The 21,152-nt window shown below is 35.5% G+C and carries 17 protein-coding genes; 6 read left to right on the forward strand and 11 right to left on the reverse strand.

Translation table 11 applies throughout. The features are described 5' to 3' along the window. A partial coding sequence (locus RMR19_RS14950) for an IS3 family transposase (RefSeq protein WP_310604313.1) occupies positions 1–107 on the forward strand: 107 nt, incomplete at its 5' end. Between the two features lie 564 nt (positions 108–671). On the opposite strand, the gene dnaJ is transcribed toward RMR19_RS14950, so the two are convergent. The 9 genes from dnaJ to gpr form a co-directional block, all read right to left on the reverse strand. After that, positions 672–1,835 (reverse strand): molecular chaperone DnaJ, encoded by a 1,164-nt coding sequence (gene dnaJ / locus RMR19_RS14955; protein ID WP_310604299.1) that lies wholly within the window; start codon positions 1,833–1,835, stop codon positions 672–674. 289 nt (positions 1,836–2,124) lie between these two features. Further along, a complete protein-coding gene (gene dnaK, locus RMR19_RS14960; protein ID WP_310604300.1) occupies positions 2,125–3,987 on the reverse strand; it encodes a molecular chaperone DnaK in 1,863 nt (620 codons plus the stop codon). Positions 3,988–4,041: 54 nt separating this feature from the next. After that, on the reverse strand, positions 4,042–4,638 hold the full coding sequence (gene grpE, locus RMR19_RS14965; RefSeq protein ID WP_310604314.1) for a nucleotide exchange factor GrpE: 597 nt from the start codon (positions 4,636–4,638) through the stop codon (positions 4,042–4,044). 50 nt (positions 4,639–4,688) lie between these two features. After that, complete coding sequence (hrcA, locus tag RMR19_RS14970; protein ID WP_310604301.1) at positions 4,689–5,717, reverse strand: heat-inducible transcriptional repressor HrcA; 1,029 nt, start codon at positions 5,715–5,717, stop codon at positions 4,689–4,691. Positions 5,718–5,946: 229 nt separating this feature from the next. Next, positions 5,947–7,185, reverse strand: coding sequence for a right-handed parallel beta-helix repeat-containing protein (locus RMR19_RS14975; protein ID WP_310604302.1), 1,239 nt, complete (start codon positions 7,183–7,185; stop codon positions 5,947–5,949). 158 nt (positions 7,186–7,343) lie between these two features. Next, positions 7,344–8,597 carry a radical SAM family heme chaperone HemW gene (gene hemW, locus RMR19_RS14980; protein WP_310604303.1) on the reverse strand — a complete coding sequence of 418 codons (1,254 nt, stop codon included), beginning with the start codon at positions 8,595–8,597 and terminating at the stop codon, positions 7,344–7,346. Then, positions 8,587–10,401: a translation elongation factor 4 gene (gene lepA / locus RMR19_RS14985; protein WP_310604304.1), complete on the reverse strand. Its 1,815-nt coding sequence runs from the start codon at positions 10,399–10,401 to the stop codon at positions 8,587–8,589. The genes hemW and lepA overlap by 11 nt, the downstream gene beginning before the upstream one ends. A gap of 136 nt (positions 10,402–10,537) precedes the next feature. After that, positions 10,538–11,881 (reverse strand): stage II sporulation protein P, encoded by a 1,344-nt coding sequence (locus tag RMR19_RS14990; protein WP_310604305.1) that lies wholly within the window; start codon positions 11,879–11,881, stop codon positions 10,538–10,540. 245 nt (positions 11,882–12,126) lie between these two features. Continuing rightward, entirely contained in the window at positions 12,127–13,065 is a 939-nt protein-coding gene (gene gpr / locus RMR19_RS14995; RefSeq protein WP_310604315.1) for a GPR endopeptidase, read from the reverse strand. Between the two features lie 814 nt (positions 13,066–13,879). Between gpr and rpsT the strand changes: the two genes are divergently transcribed. The 5 genes from rpsT (at position 13,880) to RMR19_RS15020 (ending at position 18,481) form a co-directional block, all read left to right on the forward strand. After that, positions 13,880–14,143, forward strand: coding sequence for a 30S ribosomal protein S20 (gene rpsT / locus RMR19_RS15000; RefSeq protein ID WP_310604306.1), 264 nt, complete (start codon positions 13,880–13,882; stop codon positions 14,141–14,143). A gap of 171 nt (positions 14,144–14,314) precedes the next feature. Continuing rightward, positions 14,315–15,022, forward strand: coding sequence for a DUF421 domain-containing protein (locus RMR19_RS15005; protein ID WP_310604307.1), 708 nt, complete (start codon positions 14,315–14,317; stop codon positions 15,020–15,022). Between the two features lie 255 nt (positions 15,023–15,277). Beyond that, positions 15,278–16,021: an exosporium protein gene (locus RMR19_RS15010; protein ID WP_310604308.1), complete on the forward strand. Its 744-nt coding sequence runs from the start codon at positions 15,278–15,280 to the stop codon at positions 16,019–16,021. 293 nt (positions 16,022–16,314) lie between these two features. Then, positions 16,315–17,412: a tetratricopeptide repeat-containing glycosyltransferase gene (locus RMR19_RS15015; protein WP_310604309.1), complete on the forward strand. Its 1,098-nt coding sequence runs from the start codon at positions 16,315–16,317 to the stop codon at positions 17,410–17,412. A 10-nt stretch (positions 17,413–17,422) separates the two neighbouring features. Further along, complete coding sequence (locus RMR19_RS15020; RefSeq protein ID WP_310604310.1) at positions 17,423–18,481, forward strand: tetratricopeptide repeat-containing glycosyltransferase family 2 protein; 1,059 nt, start codon at positions 17,423–17,425, stop codon at positions 18,479–18,481. A gap of 158 nt (positions 18,482–18,639) precedes the next feature. Here the strand turns inward: RMR19_RS15020 and RMR19_RS15025 are convergent, their stop codons facing one another. Further along, complete coding sequence (locus RMR19_RS15025) at positions 18,640–19,716, reverse strand: glycosyltransferase (RefSeq protein WP_310604311.1); 1,077 nt, start codon at positions 19,714–19,716, stop codon at positions 18,640–18,642. An 88-nt stretch (positions 19,717–19,804) separates the two neighbouring features. Continuing rightward, positions 19,805–20,827 (reverse strand): LacI family DNA-binding transcriptional regulator, encoded by a 1,023-nt coding sequence (locus tag RMR19_RS15030; protein ID WP_310604312.1) that lies wholly within the window; start codon positions 20,825–20,827, stop codon positions 19,805–19,807. Positions 20,828–21,152 lie beyond the last annotated feature (325 nt).

Below are 21,152 nucleotides of genomic sequence, written 5' to 3' on the forward strand. Positions count from 1 at the left end.
TTGAATTAGAGAAGTACATAGATTACTATAATAACAAACGGATAAAGAGTAAACTAAAAGGACTGAGTCCTGTTCAATACAGAATTCAATCCTTGATAGTTGCTTAGCATTTAACATGTCTAACTTTTTGGGGTCAGATCAAGTAAGGATGCTATTTCTATGAAATAAAATTCTACACTGAGGGCAATCGGAAATTCAATTCCGATAACCTTTCTATTATCTTTTGAAACACTTAAATGGTGTTACTCGTTGCTACTACTCTATAATCATGAGCTATTTATTCATTCAAAACCTTGCCCGTACTTGTGTATCATCAACCTTGACATGCAAAAACTTCAATATCTATCCCTGTGTCTTCGCTAATGAGCTCTAATAAAAAAACGATAGCGAAAACACCTATAGAACTTCTTAGTGTGTACATCAACAACCTAGGAAGGCGAGGCATGGACGCCGAGCCAGCCTGAGCTGAGGCAGGATGCCGAATCGAAGGCGTTTCCGTGACTTCTAAACACCTCTCCGTACACACTTAGAAGTTCTCAGGTGTGTAGCGTGTTTTGTATTAGAGACCATTAGTGAAGACACTTCGAAAATATACAAAGTTTTGCATCATAAATATTAAAGTACACAAGTACTTCCACCATGTTCAAATGAATAAATGTCTCTCCACTAATTTATTTATTAAACCAACCTTTTTTCTTGCCCTTTTCTTCATGCTGTTCTGTAGAACCCTCAGCCGAATCTGCTTTCTTACCATTAACAGACTCATCAAATTGTTGTAACAATTCTTTTTGCTCCGCATTCAATTTTGTAGGAACTTGAACAACTAAAGTTACATAATGATCGCCACGAACATCTTTGTTTCGTAATGTTGGAACACCTTTACCACGTAAACGAACCTTTGTATCTGTTTGTGTACCTGCTTTTACTGTGTAATAAACATCACCATCAACTGTACTAATTCTTACATCACCACCAAGTGCTGCTTGTGCAAATGAAATTGGTGCTGTTGAGAAGATATCATAATCTTGACGTTGGAAGATTGGATGTCTGCTTACTACAACTTCTACAAGTAAATCTCCTCTTTCACCGCCGTTAACACCTGGTTCTCCCTTTCCACGAATACGTACACTTTGACCATTATCAATACCAGCAGGAATCGTAACTGTAATCTTCTTTCTTCTACTAATGTAACCTGTTCCGCTACAATCTGTACATTTGTCTTTGATAATCTTACCTGTTCCACGGCAGTCTGGACATGCCTGCACATTTCTTACCATACCAAATAGTGATTGTTGTGTGAATACAACTTGACCTTTACCATCACATTTTGAACAGGTTTGTGCAGTTGTTCCAGGTTTTGCTCCTGTTCCGTGACAAGTTTCACAATCCTCTTTTAACGTAAGATCCAATTCTTTATCAACACCAAAAACTGCTTCTTCAAAAGTAATTCTTACACTTGTACGAATGTTTTGCCCCTTCATTGGACCATTATTGCTACGTGAACGGCTTCTTCCACCGCCAAAGATATCTCCGAAGATATCTCCAAAGATGTCTCCCATATCCATTCCATTAAAATCAAATCCACCAGCTCCGCCACCAGCACCACCTTCAAACGCTGCATGACCGAATTGATCATATTGTCTCTTCTTATCTGCATCACTTAATACTGCATATGCTTCTGACGCTTCCTTGAACTTTGCTTCTGCTTCCGCATTACCTGGATTTGTATCTGGATGGTATTTTTTTGCCAACACACGATACGCTTTCTTTATCTCCGCATCGTTTGCTGTTTTGGCTACACCAAGAACCTCATAATAATCTCTCTTATTTGCCATGCTATTGTCTCCTAACCGTCACAAGAAATCTAACTATGTATTTTCTATTGTGACATCACTATATCAACTTTCCTACCACTAAATATCTATACTTCATCTCAATCAAATCACTATGTATTGAGACTTCTTTTTGATTAAATATCGCAAATTTATCATTCTTTGCATTACGATAGAATAATAGGCAGCCTATTCATTAGACCGCCTATCATTTTGCTTCGGGACGGACCCATAAGCCTTATAATACTGAAATTTCTTACATTCGTCAAGAAAAATCTACCTATCTCTAATCTTAAACTTCTCTATAATCTCCATCTACTACATCATCTTGGTAAGAATCTGCAGCACCAGACATATCTGGGCCTGCGCCTGACATATCAGGACCAGCACCTTGTGCTTGTTCATATAACTTAGCAAATAAGTTTTGAGCACTTGTCATTAATGTTTCTTTTGCTGCTTTGATATCTGCAACTTCGCCTTCTGACATAACTTCTGGATTGCTCTTTTCGATTAATTCTTTTAAACGAGCTAAGTCAGCTTCTACTGCTTCTTTATCGTTAGCATCTAATTTATCACCAGCTTCTTGTAATGCTTTTTCTGTTTGGAATACCATAGCATCTGCATCATTACGAGTATCAACAGCATCTTTACGAGCTTTATCTTGTGCTTCATATTCAGCAGCTTCTTTTACTGCTTTTTCAATATCTGCATCTGACATGTTAGAACCAGCTGTGATTGTGATATGTTGTTCAGCACCAGTACCTAAATCTTTTGCAGATACATTTACGATACCATTTGCATCGATATCGAAAGTAACTTCGATTTGAGGAACACCTCTTCTAGCAGGAGCGATACCATCAAGTCTGAATTGTCCAAGTGATTTGTTATCTTTAGCGAATTGTCTTTCACCTTGAACTACATTGATATCAACTGCTGTTTGGTTATCTGCTGCTGTAGAGAAGATTTGGCTCTTCTTAGTTGGAATTGTTGTATTTCTTTCGATTAACTTAGTAGCTACACCACCCATTGTTTCAATTGATAATGATAATGGAGTAACATCAAGTAAAAGGATATCTCCTGCGCCTGCATCTCCTGCTAATTTACCACCTTGGATAGATGCACCAAGAGCTACACATTCATCTGGATTAAGAGTTTTACTTGCTTCTTTACCAGTTAATTGTTTTACTTTATCTTGAACAGCTGGAATTCTTGTTGAACCACCAACTAATAATACTTGACCAAGTTCGCTTGCAGAGATACCAGCATCACGAAGTGCGTTTTGAACTGGAGTTGCTGTTCTTTCTACTAAATCATGAGTTAATTCATCAAATTTAGCACGAGTTAAGTTCATATCAAAATGCTTTGGACCTTCTGCAGTTGCAGTGATGAATGGTAAGTTGATATTTGTAGTTGTTGCTGATGATAATTCTTTCTTTGCTTTTTCAGCTGCTTCTCTTAATCTTTGAAGAGCCATTTTATCTAATGATAAATCAACGCCTTCTGCTTTTTTGAATTCATCGATCATGTATCTTGTAACTCTTTCATCGAAATCATCACCACCAAGTCTGTTATCACCACTTGTAGCTAATACTTCGATAACACCGTCACCAATTTCAATAACAGATACGTCGAATGTTCCACCACCTAAATCGTATACCATGATTTTTTGTTCATGTTCATTGTCAAGACCATAAGCTAATGCTGCTGCTGTTGGCTCGTTGATAATACGTTTTACATCAAGACCAGCGATTTTACCAGCATCTTTTGTTGCTTGTCTTTGAGCATCGTTAAAATATGCAGGAACTGTGATAACTGCTTCATTTACTTTTTCACCAAGGTAAGCTTCTGCATCTGCTTTTAATTTTTGAAGAACCATTGCAGAAATTTCTTGTGGCGAGAATTTCTTATCATCGATTGCTACTTTATATTCTGTACCCATATGTCTCTTAATTGAAGCAATTGTTTTGTCTGAATTTGTTACTGCTTGACGTTTTGCTGGTTCACCAACTAATCTTTCATCTGTTTTTGTGAATGCAACAACCGATGGAGTTGTTCTAACACCTTCTGCATTCGTGATAACAACTGGTTTTCCACCTTCCATAAAAGCTACACATGAATTTGTTGTTCCTAAGTCAATACCGATAATTTTACTCATAATTAATTTCCTCCTAATATAATCAATTCACATACATAATAGTTTATCTATTTATTAATTAACAACTTTAACCATACTGTGGCGAACTACAGAATCTTTATACATATATCCTTTTTGGAATTCATCTGATACTGTATTCTCACCAAAATTTTCATCTTCCGCATGCATTACTGCATTATGAAGATTTGGATCAAACTCTTTCCCTACTGCTTCAATTGCAACAACACCTGCTTCTTCTAAAGAAGAAACCATTTGCTTATAAATCTTTTCAATTCCTTGTACAAATGCGCTTTCTTTTTCTTCTTCTGTAATTGCTCCTAAACCTCTTTCGAAGTTATCAATAACAGGAAGTATCTTTTCTACGATACTTTTTGCACCAATTTCAAACATCTGCGATTTTTCTTTTTCAGAACGTTTTCTAAAGTTCTCGAATTCAGCCATTTGGCGCATGGATCTATCTTTTAATTCTTCGATTTGTGCGTCTTTCTTATCTTTCTTTTCCTTTTTATCTTTCTTAAAGAAGGACTTTGATGACTTTTCAGTATCTTCATCACTTTCCGTTATTTCCTCTTCACCAACATCTTCGATATCTTCTACTGTAGCTTCTACCGTTTCCTCTGTTGTTTCTTGTTCTAATTCCTCTTTCATCATTTCTTGATCAGCCACTTTTCGACTACCACCTTTCCCCTAATCAGATATTACTATTTCTTTTTAAAAATATCATCGAGTTGACTCATCATATTCTGAAGAGTTCCTACTACTCGTTCATAATCCATACGTTTCGGACCGATGATTCCAACTTTTCCATAGACACCTTCTTCTATTTCATAAGTTGCTGTTACTACGGAACAATCTTTCATCGATTCAACAGGTGTTTCATCTCCTATATATACCTGAATGCCACGATTCTCTCTATCTTCTCTCTTATCCGTTACTAAATCCGTTAGAAGTTTCTTCTCTTCGAATGCATAGAGTAATTCTGACGCTCTTTGCGTATCGCTTAGTTCTGGATATTTTAAAATGTTCGTTGCACCACTTGTATATATCTCAAGGTCATCTTCTTCGCTAATTGCTACTGCAACTGCATCTAAGATGTCACTTACAAGACTTCCATGTGCTCCTGCTTGTTCTTTCATCTTCTGGATTACGGATAAATTGATACCTGTAATATCCAAACCTTGAAGAAATGTATTCAACAATATATTTAATTTCAGAATCATTTCTTTTTCTATTATTTGCGTTGATGTTATAAATTTATTCTTCGCAATGTTACCTTCTAAAACAATAACAAGAAGAATTTGTTCCTCATCAACTTCACTTAATTGTACGAACTTTACTTTTCTATGACGATACTTCGGTGTTGTTACCATCGTCGCATAGTTCGTATTCTGTGCCAACATCTTGGCAACTTGTTGTAACAAGAGTTCCATCTTATCCGCTTTCTCGATTAAGATTTCCTTCATACTTTGAACTTCCTGTTCTTTATCCTCCATTAAGGTATCAACATATAAGCGATATCCTTTGTCAGAAGGAATTCTACCAGCAGAAGTATGTGGTTGAACAATATAACCTAATTCTTCTAGGTCTGCCATTTCATTTCGAATGGTTGCAGAGCTTAGATTCAAATCCGAATCTTTTGATATTGTTCTTGATCCCACTGGCTCACCCGTTTCCAAATAGGTACGAATAATTGCCTGTAATATCTTCCACTTTCTATCATCTAACTGCACCAGACCACTCCCTTCTTATTATTCAATAAGAACCATTAGGTTTTTTTGATTGTTAGCACTCATTCAAGTAGAGTGCTAATATCGATATAAATAAAATATCACTAAGCAATTCTTTTGTCAAGATTATTTTGCAACTTTTTTTATTTTTATAAAGAAAACGTTACTGTGAACTGTAATAACAAAACTGCCAACACACATTATTATGTATATTGACAGTTCTTTATATTCCCTATTGCTTTAATGGAATCTTATCCTTATTCTTTTTAAATTCATCATAATCCTTACTATAGCGAATAAAATATTCATCTCCATCAATTAATGTGTTGTTCTTCATAATCTCAATACAAGCATCGCTAATTGCATTGTATATGATATCATATTCATCACCGTCGCCAGTGTTCTGCCATGGCATAATCTGTATTGGTCTTGAAACTGTCTTAAATACATTTCCTGAAATCTGTGGATTCGTTACTCCGCTCATAAGAATCGCACGTAGTCCTGCTTTCTTATTCGCAACATTTGTTATTGTATTCCCTTTGATAATTGGCTCTTTCCAATTCATTACACGAATGGCATCTTGATCACAATTTGTTATTGTATTGTTTAGAATCTGTATATTCGTATGTAGTTTATTCTGTGAATACTTATGTGTTCCTATGGAACGTTCCAGATTCTTGAATGTACAATCCGAGATTAAAACATCTTCGTTCGCTGTTTTATCATAAGAACTCCAATCTGCATGAAACCCGTTCGTATTCTTATCTGGTGTATCAAGATTGATTGCTTCTTTATTGTTATTATAAGAATCTTTATGATTTTTAAATGTACAATTCTTAACTGTCACCGTCTTTGATGCATCCATCTCAATGAAATGTCCACTATGCATGTTTTGAAATGTTATTCCTGTTATCTTAATACTACGATTATGACACATCATAATCCCAACTGCATCTTCATCATAATCCATATCGATAATGGCTGTCCCCTCTCCAATGATTGATATATATGATTCTCCATTGTATTTTTTATAGATGCCTTTTTTACTGCTTTTCGAATATGCACAAAACTGAAAGATTGATTTCGATGCCGTAAATTTGCTTGTTCCTGATTTCTTTCCTTTTACAATCTTTACACCATCTTTTAGCTTTATCGTTACATTCGATGGAACATACAGCGTATTCGATATCGTGTATATCCCCTTCGCTAACTCTAATGTTCCACCGCCTTCCTCCTCTAATCTTTTTAGATAAGATAGCAACACATAATAATGCTTTGTATATTTATTATATGTTGTATATTTTTCGGAGGTATCACATGGCTTTGTACTTGTTGTTATCTTATATGTCTTTCCTTTTGCCTGCACAGGCACTTCTGTATAGATATTCGGAGCTAACATACATATAATCAATACTACAATTATTAAACATCTATGTTTTAAAACATTTTCTCTCTGTAACATTGCTGCCATTCCCTTCTGTCTAGTTTTAACTAGGACGATGAGATTCACATTAGTATTGTCGTCCTTATTACCATTATATCATATTTTGCGAGAAATTGTATTGTAGGAAATCAGGAAAAAAGGACCATTTACCATCATTTAGCTGGTACAATAGTCCTTGTCATTCCTTATAGTAAAAACTCTGACATAACATAGTTACTTAGATCAATACCTCGTTCTGTTAACATAAGATATTCATTCTTCCTAACTAGTAAATCATCCGAAATCATTTCTTTCACAACATTTCCATAGATTGTTTCAAACTGAACTTCAAATTGATGTTCAAATTCAGATATATCAACGCCCTTCATCATTCTTAGACCTAGGAACATATACTCTTCCATCTGCTGTGCAAGTGTAAGCTGTTGTACATCTTGTTGTTCAAACTTTTTGATTGGGTTCTCGATCTTGTTTTCATCGGTAGAACATACATCTTGACTCTGCAAATATTCTCCTTGCACTATATATCTCATCAAATCCTCTTCATTATGGAAACGAGTATTCTGCAGACAAGAAGATGCTCCCAGCCCAAAACCGATATAGTCAATACGCTCCCAGTAAGAAGAGTTATGCTTACTCTCATATCCTGCTTTCGCGTAATTTGAGATTTCATATCGCTCATATCCTGCTTCTTTCAGAAGATTCTTTGTAAGATAATACATCTGCCTATCCTCTTCCTCGCTAGGCAACTCATCACCTTGTGCATAACGTTCATAGAATGGTGTTCCCTCTTCAATAATCAAACTATAGGCTGATATATGCTCTGGATTTAACTTAACGACTGTCTTTAATGTGTTCTCCCAAGTAGCAACTGTCTGATTCGGAAGAGCCGACATAAGATCAATATTAATATTTGTAAAACCGCATTCCCTTGCAAGGTGGTAATTCTCTTCAAACTGCTGATACGTGTGAATACGTCCAAGTAGTTTTAATTCATTATTATTCACAGACTGCAATCCCATACTAATTCGATTGATACCACTCTTTATATATATAAGTAGCTTTTCTCTCGTCAACGTACCTGGATTTGCCTCTATCGTAATTTCTATGTCATTACCGTCTTGCAACGTCTGCTGCCTATCCACATTGCTTCTATCCCCTTCCACAGCAAATGTTTCATATACCGTCTCAAGAATTCTTCTTATATCCATAGGTTCTATACTGCTTGGTGTTCCCCCTCCTATGAATATTGTTCGAACATAGTATTCTTCCTTTAGATACGAGTATTCTTTGATTTGTTGAATCAAAGCATCTACATACCGTTTCTTATTTGCACTAGTTGATGGTGCAGATAAGAAATCACAATAGGCACATTTCGCTTCACAAAAAGGGATATGAATATAGATTCCTATTGGATTCTTCTCCATATTTCTAGTCTTCATCTAATTTTAATACACTCATAAATGCTTTTTGTGGTATCTCTACATTACCTACTTGACGCATTCTCTTCTTACCTTCTTTTTGCTTTTCAAGAAGCTTTCTCTTTCTTGAGATATCTCCACCATAACATTTCGCAAGAACGTCTTTACGCATCGCTTTTACAGTTTCTCTTGAAATAACCTTACTTCCGATTGCTGCCTGAATTGGAATCTCAAATAAGTGTCTTGGAATCTCATCCTTTAGCTTTTCACACATCTTTCTTCCACGCTCATAAGCAGTTTCTGAATGTACGATAAATGATAAGGCATCCACTTCTTCTTTATTAATGAGGATATCAAGTTTAACAAGATCTGACTTTTCATATCCTTTCATTTCATAATCAAAAGATGCATATCCTTTTGATCTTGACTTTAATGCATCGAAGAAATCATAGATAATTTCATTCAGTGGTAAGTCATATTTAAGAAGTGCTCTTGTCTCCTCCATATATTCCATGCCAAGATATACACCACGTCTTTCTTGACACAATGTCATAATCGTACCAACATATTCTTTTGTTACCATGATTTCTGCACTAACAATTGGTTCTTCCATGTATAGAATCTCAGATGGATTTGGCAAGTTCGATGGATTTGTTACTTCAATCACTTGTCCGTCCGTCTTATATACTTTATAAACAACACCTGGTGCAGTCGTTACAATATCAAGATTATATTCTCTCTCAAGACGTTCTTGAATAATCTCAAGGTGTAGTAATCCTAAGAATCCACAACGGAAACCAAATCCTAATGCAACCGATGTCTCTGCTTCAAATTGTAATGCTGCATCATTTAATTGTAATTTCTCTAACGCATCACGTAAATCACCATACTTAGCACCATCTGCTGGATACATACCACAGTAAACCATTGGATTTACTTTCTTATAACCTGGCAACGCTGTAGCACATGGGTTGTTTGCATCGGTAACCGTATCACCTACACGAGTATCCTTTACATTCTTAAGGCTTGCTGTAATATAACCAACCATACCTGCCGACAACTCATCGCAAGGAATAAATTGTCCTGCACCAAAGTAACCGATTTCAACAACATCTGCTGTTGCTCCTGTTGCCATCATCTTAAGCATAGTACCACGTTTTACAGTACCTTCTTTTACACGACAAAAGATAATAACTCCCTTGTATGCATCATAGATAGAATCAAAGATCAATGCTTGCAACGGAGCTTCTGCATCTCCTTGTGGTGCTGGAATCTTTGTTATAATCTGTTCCAATACTTCTTCAATATTAATACCATTCTTCGCTGAGATAAGCGGTGCATCTCCAGCCTCTAAACCTATTACATCTTCAATCTCATTCTTAACACGATCTGGTTCTGCACTTGGTAAGTCAATCTTATTGATAACTGGCATAATATCAAGATTATGATCAAGTGCAAGATATACATTTGCTAATGTCTGTGCCTCAATACCTTGTGCAGCATCTACTACCAGAATAGCTCCTTCACACGCTGCAAGGCTTCGAGATACCTCATAATTAAAGTCAACATGCCCTGGAGTATCAATTAAATTGAAGATATACTCCTCACCGTCGTTCGATTTATATACAATACGAACAGTCTGTGCTTTAATTGTGATACCTCTTTCACGCTCTAATTCCATGTTATCAAGCACTTGTGCCTGCATCTCTCTACTTGTAAGTAGACCTGTTTTTTCAATAATTCTGTCTGCTAATGTTGATTTACCATGATCAATATGTGCTATAATACAAAAATTTCTTATTTTACTCTGGTCGATATGCGCCATATATATTCCTCCTGAGCCTAGACCGACAAAATACACTCGAAACTGTCGACCTATAATCGGCTTATTATCCATATTTCTATGAAGCATTATATCATACGAAACTAGCAGACACAAGAAGATTTGCGCGTTCACGATGTTACTTTGTTGTATTTCCTGATAACACTTGATACAATACTTTGGCAAAAGGGATCATTGCATTGCGTGCTTCCTCCACTGTATTATTCGAACTTCCTAACTCTACTAGCAACGCTCTCGGTAACAGATGCAAGTTGTATCGATAATTCTTTAGATAGATTCGTTTCATTAATGTTGGATACTCTTTCATTCCCTGTAACTCAACTTGCAAACTAAATGCTAGATTATTTGCTAAATTATCATTATGAAGATAGGCAATATCGCCATTTGCATTTCTACTCATTCCATTGAATAACATAATTGGTGCAGTATCCCTACCATCAATTGTTGTGACAACACGATCTCCTGAATTTCTATGAAGGTCTATAATCACCTTAATTGATGGATTCTCCTCTAATATTTTAGTAACTCCTTTAAGCGAATAATCATACGCTTTACTTCGATCCTTTGAACCATCACTCATCAAATCATATGTACTTGTATCATGTAATACATTAATTCCATAGTCATCTTCCAGTATTTCTGTAAGATACGTTCCAATCCCAACAATCGTATCTTCCACTTTGTTCTTTCTACTATCTGCAAATGCTTCCGTCGTAGCATGTGTATGATAAATTAAAACTTGTGGTTTATCCGAATCGATTGTTATCGAGAAATCTTTATTCAGCATCTTATCTACATTAAATTCCTTATTCGTTGTATAGGTAAGATTATCTACAATGTAGAAATTCTTAATTAGATAGGTATAATCTCTTCCTTTCTCTAATGTTTGAATTCTGTTTAGCACTGCATTATTCACCACTGCTGTTGAATTTACCTCCACACTATCTTCTTCATAATAGGAATCCCTTGGATTTCCTTCTACATAAGATAACTCACCTTCTGCAAACAGCTCCGCACTTTCTGTTGTGGAATCATCTTCTCCTAATCCTGAATTCCTACTCATAAAATTTTCATTTGTCATCAATTTCATAACTTCCATAAAATCCGTATCTTCTTCTCCCTCTTCCCCATTCATAACCATTTGCATCTTCTCCGATATTGTATACTGCTGAATGGGAAACATGCTTGTCATAAATTTGAATATAGGATTGCTATCCTCTATTTCAGGCAGAACTGTTGACTCCACCATATAAGACAGATAGTGAGATTGCCCTTGATAGATCGATACACCAAAATCACTTATCATCTCATGCACAACCTGCCCAAATGTATCTGAAAAATCTGTTTTTGTAGTAACCGCACAACATTTTATAATAATTATAATTGCAAGAAAAGATACTCCAATCCAAAATATCCGCTGCAAGGAAGTCCATATATTTCTCTTATTATCCATCACATTCATACCCTTTCCACATCTATGAAAGACTGTGCTTTCACATTTCCCTCCCTTCCATTCTTGCTGTATTAAATGCATACAAAGAAACCTTTAACAATTCTTCTTTATATTATATTCTTGCAATCTCGTATTATTCGTTGAAGTATCTAACATGATTTTTGTTTCTGCTAACGTACTATAACTAAAGGTATTCGCGACTCACTTGTATCATAAATCTTATGTTATAGTACATTAGCGAAAACTGTTGTGATTTACATTGCTTGGCAAAAACATTGATTCAATGCTTCTGAAATAGTGTAACTAATTCTCTTTACTGCATCATCAATTCCTTTTGGCGTTACGAACATGTTGCAAACCATCTTTTCTCTTACCTCTGCCATAAATGTATACATTTCTTTCTCTGAGAAGCCTTTTCCATCTAAAAAACGTTCCAATGTATCATTCACTATCGTCGCACCATCTACAACGGTAGGAACGCCAATCGCAATTACTTTTACACCAAGACACTCCTCATTTAATGCATTTCTATGGTTTCCAACACCTGAACCTGGGCTAATTCCTGTATCCGTAATCTGTATTGTTGTGTTTAATCTTGATACACTTCGTGCTGCCAGCGCATCGATTGCAATAATACATTTTGGCTTTGTCTGTTTGATAATTCCCTTCAAAATCTCGCTTGTCTCCATACCTGTTTGCCCCATAACCCCTGGCGCAATGGCACTCATTGACTCCATTTTGTTTTTTGTCTTAAATTCCTCCCCATATTCTTTAATAAGATGTCTTGTTACAAATAAGTTATCAACTACTTTTGGCCCAAGTGCATCTGGTGTTACCTCCCGATTGCCAAGCCCCGCAATAAGAACTTCCCCCTTTTCATAATCACCAAGAAGCTCTTTGATATATCTTACAATCTCCTCAGTCAATGGTTCATGATAAGATTCATCATCCTCTTGAAGATGAGGAGCTTCTATTGTAATATACGTCCCCATCGGTTTTCCCATTGCCTCCTGCCCATGCTTATCTTTAATAACCACCCTTGTAATTTTAATATCCTTATCTTTCACATAATCTTCTTCCAATACAACACCAGATATCTCAACATTATCTTCTTCAAAACTTTCTCTTACTTCCAATGCCAAGTCTGTCCTCGCATTACAACTTGCATTACTTCTCTTTAATTCTTCTTTCATATCACACTCTCTATCCTTTCTTATTCCTTTTCCTATTTCTTTTCTTATTCCTTTGTCATTTTCCATGTACTTGTGTCTCAGCAAAGTTAATATGCAAAACTTCATTCCCTTTCCTTGCATATTTGCTGGTGTACTCTAACGAAAAAACGATAGCGAAACACCTATAGAACTTCTTAGTGTGTACATTCACAACCTAGGAAGGCGAGGCATGGACGCCGAGTTAGGACGGCAATACCAATTTAAACCTCGTTTTTGAAGTTGCTATTTTGTGAATGCGTTCGTTAGTTTCAATCAGCGTAGCCCGCTACGCCTCATTCAACTGCCTTCGCATTCGCAAAATATCCACTTCAAAAATCTTCGACCTCAAGCAGTGAATTTTGGTGAATTACAAGGCCAGAGGACGAAGTCTTGCTAGCGCAAGACGAGGACGATAACGAAGTAATTCGCCAAAATACGCTACTTGAGGCGGGTTCAAATTGGTATCGTCGTCCTCACCTGAGGCAGGATGCCGAATCGAAGGCGTTTCCGTACCATTTTTGATATCAATCCGTACACACTTAGAAGTTCTTAGGTGTGTAGCGTGTTTTTTGTTAGAGGACAACAGCAAATATGCTTGAAAACCTACAAAGTTTTGCATTCGTAAATTGCATTACATTCAGTTTTTCCATTAAATCTCGAAATTATGTATTGACAGAATTTCGTTCTTATACTACAATATATGAGTATGTTTACATTAGCACGTCCGTGTCCGGGGACTAATGAAACAAAAACTTAATAACTTATTATTATAAACTATTTTTTGGAGGTGTACAGATTGGCTAACATTAAATCTGCTAAAAAAAGAATTACAGTTACTGAAATCAGAACAATGAGAAACAAAGCAATTAAATCTAAAGTAAAGACTGCTATCAAGAAAGTAGACGCTGCTGTAGCTGCTGGTGATGTTGCAACTGCTAAAGCTTGCTTAAGAGATGCAATTAGTGAAATTGATAAAGCAACTAAAAAAGGTGTTTATCACAAAAATACTTCTGCAAGAAAAATTTCTCGCTTAAGTGTAGCTGTTAACAAAATTGCTTAATTGTGATTTATTCACGCTTATTTTACAATAGACATAACAAGCTTGTTTAGACCTATCGAAAGATAGGTCTTTTTTCTATGTTAAATCCTACATAATTCTTATAAAATCAGAACATACTACTCTTAAATTCGCTTCAAAATACAATTCAAATTAGCGCAGATAGGAGACATTATGGAAATTATACAAGTAATACTTACTTCTCTCGGTTCTATTGTTACCTTATTCATTCTCAGCAAGTTAATGGGTATTCGAGAGATGTCCCAATTAACTATGTTTGATTATATCAATGGTATCACAATCGGTTCTATTGCTGCAGAAATGGCAACAACAGAATTCACAGATGCCGCTAAACCTTTTACTGCTATGATTGTTTATGCTCTTATCGTAATATTAATCTCCGAATTAACGAGCAAGTCAATTAAGTTCCGCCGTATTGCTACAGGAAAACCTGCTGTTTTATATGATAATGGTGTTATCTATGAAAAAAGCTTACGAAAAGCAAAACTTGACCTTGGCGAATTTTTATGTCAATGTAGAGTAGCTGGTTACTTTGACTTATCCACAATTCAAACAATTATCCTTGAACCAAATGGCAAGCTTAGTATTCTTCCTCTGGCAGATGAACGTCCAATAACAGGAAAAGATATGAATCTAACTCTTAATCAAGATTACCTTGTTGCAAACGTGATTATTGATGGACATATCATGACTGATAACCTAAAGCATACTGGTAAAAATGAATCTTGGTTACACACTCAACTAAAAGCACATCAAGTTAACGAACCATCAGAAGTATTCCTAGCAACATGTGATAGAGAAAACACTTTGCATGTTTACAAAAAGGATTCAACTTCGCAAGCTTATGATATATTAGAATAATGTCAAAAAAAGTAGAACATGTAAACGTTTTTTACATGTTCTACTTTTTCTTATGTTTCATCTTCTTTCATAAATAATCTAGAATTTTGTCACATATTGTAATTCCAAGAATAGTATATACTATCAATACTTGTTATTCTTACAAAAAAAAGTATTGATTCCATCATTCTTATTTTTACGAAACCACATACAATTATGGTTAATAAATATTAATGATACAAAATAAATTTTAAATAATATTAATGGAGTGATTTCATGTGCGAATCTAATTTTTCCTCTGAATGCAACAATTCTTGCAATCCACGTTGTAATTGCAACTGCTGTCATCGCTGTTGCAGAGGTCCTATAGGCCCTAGAGGTGCTACTGGTCCTACTGGCCCTAGAGGCGCTACTGGCCCTACCGGCCTTAATGGTACTAATGGTGTTGCTGGTCCTACTGGTCCTACTGGTCTTAATGGTGCTAATGGTCCTACTGGCCCTACCGGCCCTACTGGTGCTACTGGTGCTCCTGGTGCAAATGGTACTGGCGGAATCATCGCATACGCCTCAGGAGATAACATTGCATTAGGTGTAGACACTGGAAACGACCCAAGAAATGCTGCTATCATTGGTTTCGGTAACAATACAAATCAGATCATTACAATTAACGCAGATATCACAGTAGTAAACAATATACAATCCTTTGCATTCATAGCGCCAAGAGCTTTAACATTCACTTCCATCTCTGCTAGTGCAGTTGGTCAATCCGTAACAGCTGATAATGCTACAATTACAGCACAAGTATATGTTGCATCTGCTACAAGTACTACCTTCTCACCTCTAGCTGGTGCCAATATAACATTTGATGCACCTGCAACAAATGATTCAAATGGTGCAAGCAGAACAATTAATGCCTCTGTTGCCGCTGGTACACGTGTATTATTCGTAGTATATGCTGCTGCCGATTCAACAGAGGGTGTTGTTAACGTATTCTTAAATGCTGCTTTAGGTACGAGTTAACATGATAAATGTTTTCTAACTGATGTACTTCAACTTAAAACATCGCATTTATCAAAATGTTTCTAAGTTAAAAGATGAAGGACGACAATATCAACGAAAAACCTCATTCCAATTGATACAGTCGTCCTTTAATAATAGAAACAATAACGATTCAAAATTTCACTCTCCAAGATACAATTGTGAACACAAATCACAAAAAGCATAATACAAGAACTGCATCTTTCATATTAATTAAATAACTAGTAAATTTGCCACTTATCCAATCTATACTACATCACCTAAGGAGGTTTGTTATGTGCAAATATAAAATATGCGTCTATGCAATATCCAAAAACGAAGAGAAATTTGTGCAAAAGTGGGTCTCTTCCATGTCAGAAGCCGATTATATCGTAGTTGCAGACACAGGTTCTACAGATAATACCGTTCTCCTGCTTACATCTCTTGGAGTTGAGGTGCACTCCATTCATATCGAACCATGGCGGTTTGATATTGCTAGAAACGAATCCCTAGCTTTCGTCCCAGAAGATGTTGATATCTGCGTCTGTACAGATTTTGATGAACTCTTCGAACCTGGCTGGAGAGAAAAAATAGAAGAAGTCTGGACGGATAAAACTACAAGACTTCGATATTCTTATACCTTTGGTTTCCATCCAGATGGTACTCCAATCGTCACATTTCTATATGAAAAGATTCATAAACGAAAAGATTTCAAATGGATTTATCCTGTACATGAAGTTCTTGAATATAGTGGAAGTGGACGTGATAACTATGCGATTCATCAAGGAATCCATCTCAAACATTATCCAGATGTTTCAAAATCAAGAAGTAATTACTTAAAACTACTTGAACTTTCTGCAAAAGATTACCCTCTCTATGACCGCAATATTCACTATCTGGGCAGAGAATATATGTTTCATGAGATGTATCCACAAGCAATCGAAACACTTAAATATCATTTAACACTCCCTACTGCCACTTGGAAAGAAGAACGATGTGCCTCCATGCGCTTTATCGCCAACTGCTACAACATGCAAAATCAGACAGATGAGGCAATTAACTGGTTAGAAAAAGCGATATTAGAAGCTCCTGCTGTAAGAGAAACCTATATTGCATATGCAAAAATCGCATATAGTAAACAGGATTGGCTTACCCTATACCAACTTGTTAAAGATGCTTTATCAAATACACGCCGAACAGGATCTTATCTAGATGAAGAAAGTTCTTGGGGAGATACCTTATATGATTTCGGTGCAATTGCCTGTTTTTATCTTGGTAGATACGAAGAAGCGTTGTCATTTGCCAAAGAAGCTCTTACCTATACTCCTGATGATACCAGATTACAAAACAACCTAAAATTAATTGAAACTGCATATAAATCAAAAGAGGAATAGGTGATGTAATATGATAACAATTAGTTTATGTATGATTGTCAAAAACGAAGAACAGTGTTTACGTGCCTGCTTAGAATCTGTAAAGGGTGTTGTTGACGAGTATATCATTGTTGATACCGGCTCTACAGATGGAACAAAAGCTATTATTAGGGACTATTGTGATATGGACTACCATTTCACTTGGATTAATGATTTTTCTGCTGCAAGAAATTACGCATTCTCACTGGCAACAAAAGAATATATACTGTGGTTAGATGCTGATGACATCCTACTTGAAAAAGACCGCCTTGCCCTATTTAAATTAAAACAAAACCTATCACCAACTATCGATATCGTTTCCATGATTTACGACATCACATTCAATGAAAAGGGGGAATGTATCCTCTCTATTCCACGAGATAAATTAATACGCAATGGTGCTGGATTCTACTGGCGTTACTTTGTACATGAAGAATTAGTCGTTCAAGGAACTCGTTATGATTCCTTAATTCATATTACCCATACAAGCGACCACGGACACTATTCAAGATATATACCAAACTACGAAAAGAGAATCGCAGATGGGTATTCCCTTCTTCCTCATGAAAAATATTTCTTTGGTGGAGAGTTATTCATGGCGAAAAATTATGAGCGTTGTATCACTATATTAACTGATTTTCTAGACGATTCCTACGACAATTCCTATGAAATTAAACGTGCCTATGAATATATCATTGCCTGTTATGAAATTCAGGAACAATATAGCAATGCCTTAGAGTATGCATTTCGTTATATGAAACAATACGTTCCAAGCATCAACATGTGCTATACAATCGCAACACTTTTCTATCAAATGAATCAGACCGACCAAGCAATTTACTGGTATCAAACGATAATTGAAGATTCTCTCCATCCGATTATCAATCAAGAGGCATATTCGAAAAAGATTTCTTCCCTTATTCAACTCTGTGTATGCCACTATAAAAAAGGAAACCTTGCTGAATCTATAAAATATAACGACAAAGTATTGGAACTCGATTCTACTAATAAAAGTGCGCTATATAATCAACAATTCTTTCAGAATCTATAACCATATTTACCATAAATTACTTGTGATGCTACCCCAAAATAAATATGGGAAAGGTAATATTTGAATAGTTTGCAAAACAACGGCTCGTAAAACAGTTATCTTCCTGTCTTACGAGCCGTTGGCTTCAATTCATACTTATTACGCAACGATTTTTTAATTCAAAGAGGTGAACTTTCCTGAGAATCAAAAAATGTACGATTAAATTTAACTGCATCATTATTTGGCACATATACTGCCGCCAAATCATTTTGCTCAATTGCTTTCGCGACATTTCCTGTATAATAATAGCACACACACAGTTCAATACGTGGCATCCAAGTCCAATATTCATCGAACAGAAATCCCATTGTATCCATTGGCTTACTCGTATTATAAATTAATTCATACCAATATATCGCTTCTGCATATCTTCTCTCTGCCTGATATGTTTTTGCTAACCGAAACAAAGATTCCGCTCTCGGTATTGCCTTATCAAAATTTCGATAGATACATTGCCTTGCTTTACTATAATCCTTCTTCCATAAATAGCAATCAGCAAGCCTATTATTTGCATCCAGTTCATCTTCAATCCAGCCTGATAACGCAATGAACTTCTCAAGAGCCTCTATGCATTCATCAAACATACCATGATAATATAGTTCTTTTCCATAATAGTACTGATCTCTTGACGAAAACCAAACTCCTTCTTCCATCTTTTTCTTATAAATATTCAGATTACGGTCGGCATTCCCATGCTCACGAGTATGAGTAACAACGATATCTGATTCAAGTGTATTCCCTTGAATTTCAATATACTCATGAATAAAACCTACCCATCTTGGATTAGCACTTCGTTTCACCAAACGTTCTCTTTTAAATGTTAACGTTGGATTACCGTTATTATCAAATGCATAATTATAGATAAAATATACCACGTCTGTATGTTCAGGTATTATCATCTTCAATTCCTGCAACTTCTCACAGTCTTCTGGCTTTAAGATATCATCCGCATCTAACCACAATATATAATCTTTGGTTGCATATCGAAACGATTCATTCCGAGCTGCTGAAAAATCGTCACACCACGCGAAATCATAGACATGTTCTGTATATCTCTTTGCAATTTCTTTTGTTTCATCTGTAGAGCCTGTATCTACTATAATAATTTCATCAACAGCCTCTGCTACTGATTTAAGACAATTGTCTAGTCTGGCAGCCTCGTCCTTCACAATCAAACACAAACTAATTGTAGCCACATAATCTCTCCATAGGCGGTTTGTTTCATTATATTCGATACCTATGTAAAATGTGCTTATCTTTTATCATTTGAACCGAAACACATATCTAGTTGATTCGTGCAACACTTTCCTTGTGTATTACTTTTCCTTGAACAATAACTACTCCTGATTTATACATCGTATTTGTTATCTTCTTCACCATACTGTTTATCGCATTTTTTGCCATTTCTTTAAAATCAACTTCATAAGAAGTAATTCCAACATCACACATTCCTGGATATAGATAGTTATCGAAACCAACAATTGAGATATCTTCTGGTACTTTATATCCTGCTTCTTGCAATATTTTAACAACATAACTAGCCGTTAAGTCACAATTACATACATATGCTGTAGGCATATCTTCCAATAACAATGTTTTAGGATCAACATAAATCTTCGCTATATCTGCTGTACGATCATTGATAACCCAATCGTTATTAATTTCTATCCCTTGCTCCATTAGAGCTTTGGCATATCCAAAATAACGATCTGTTATACTATCTGTTGCTAAAATAGTTCCTACATAAGCAATTTTTCTATGTCCCATCTCAATTAGATGTTTCGTTAACATATAAGAACCAAAATAACTGTTCGATATAACCGCATCACAAGTTTCTTTATCATTATAAAAATCAAGATACATAATTGGTACTCCTGCAAATTTATTAATTTGAGCCAAATAAGCATCATTTAATCTACCAATTACGATAAGACCATCTACTTTTTGTTCCTGTATTAATTTCGGCATATACAAACCATTCTCTTCTTCCTTACTAACTACTTCTAATAAGGTAAAGCAACCTTTTGAAACACCTTTTGTCGTAACAGCTTGATACATCTGCCAATAGAATGATTGGTATTTATCAAGGAACAATTCCCCTATAACAACACCAATATTGTAGCTTGTATTCTCTGCTTCTTTCTTAATCGTTGACGGTTGGCGATATCCCATATCATCAGCTAATCTCTTGATTTTTTCTCTAAGTTCCTCACTTACACCCTTTTGATTCGACAAGGCTTTCGAAACTGTTACCGTACTAACATTTAATTTAACAGCAATATCTGCTAATTTCACTGCTTTAGCCATAATTTTTCCCCTTCTTCATTTGTTTTTATCAAAATGTTGACTAGAACAAACATTATAAAAGCATTTTTATTATGATAAACATTTTATTGTGGCGCAATATCTACCATATTCTTGTTAGCTAATTTTAGCTAATTATTACTATTATCTTAATTTCCATCTTGTCTTTTGTCAAGTAGTTTTATTCAAAATCCCTAGAATATTCAATGTTTCACACTTTTTTTATTTAATAAAACTATTTTTATAGAAAAAATTCTCTATGATTCCAAAAATCGGTTTTCTTATTACACCATTTTTGAGTCATAGAGAATTTTTCTATTCTATCTTT

This window comes from Anaerosporobacter sp., from assembly GCF_031551385.1.
Taxonomy (GTDB): Bacteria; Bacillota; Clostridia; order Lachnospirales; family Lachnospiraceae; genus Anaerosporobacter.

Coding starts and splice junctions, on each gene's coding strand:
- dnaJ (WP_310604299.1), bottom strand. CDS start 1,835: ATGGCAAATAAGAGAGATTATTATGAGGTTCTTGGTGTAGCCAAAACA.
- dnaK (WP_310604300.1), bottom strand. CDS start 3,987: ATGAGTAAAATTATCGGTATTGACTTAGGAACAACAAATTCATGTGTA.
- grpE (WP_310604314.1), bottom strand. CDS start 4,638: ATGATGAAAGAGGAATTAGAACAAGAAACAACAGAGGAAACGGTAGAA.
- RMR19_RS14975 (WP_310604302.1), bottom strand. CDS start 7,185: ATGGCAGCAATGTTACAGAGAGAAAATGTTTTAAAACATAGATGTTTA.
- hemW (WP_310604303.1), bottom strand. CDS start 8,597: ATGAAGACTAGAAATATGGAGAAGAATCCAATAGGAATCTATATTCAT.
- lepA (WP_310604304.1), bottom strand. CDS start 10,401: ATGGCGCATATCGACCAGAGTAAAATAAGAAATTTTTGTATTATAGCA.
- RMR19_RS14990 (WP_310604305.1), bottom strand. CDS start 11,881: ATGAATGTGATGGATAATAAGAGAAATATATGGACTTCCTTGCAGCGG.
- gpr (WP_310604315.1), bottom strand. CDS start 13,065: ATGAAAGAAGAATTAAAGAGAAGTAATGCAAGTTGTAATGCGAGGACA.
- RMR19_RS15005 (WP_310604307.1), top strand. CDS start 14,315: ATGGAAATTATACAAGTAATACTTACTTCTCTCGGTTCTATTGTTACC.
- RMR19_RS15010 (WP_310604308.1), top strand. CDS start 15,278: ATGTGCGAATCTAATTTTTCCTCTGAATGCAACAATTCTTGCAATCCA.
- RMR19_RS15015 (WP_310604309.1), top strand. CDS start 16,315: ATGTGCAAATATAAAATATGCGTCTATGCAATATCCAAAAACGAAGAG.
- RMR19_RS15020 (WP_310604310.1), top strand. CDS start 17,423: ATGATAACAATTAGTTTATGTATGATTGTCAAAAACGAAGAACAGTGT.
- RMR19_RS15030 (WP_310604312.1), bottom strand. CDS start 20,827: ATGGCTAAAGCAGTGAAATTAGCAGATATTGCTGTTAAATTAAATGTT.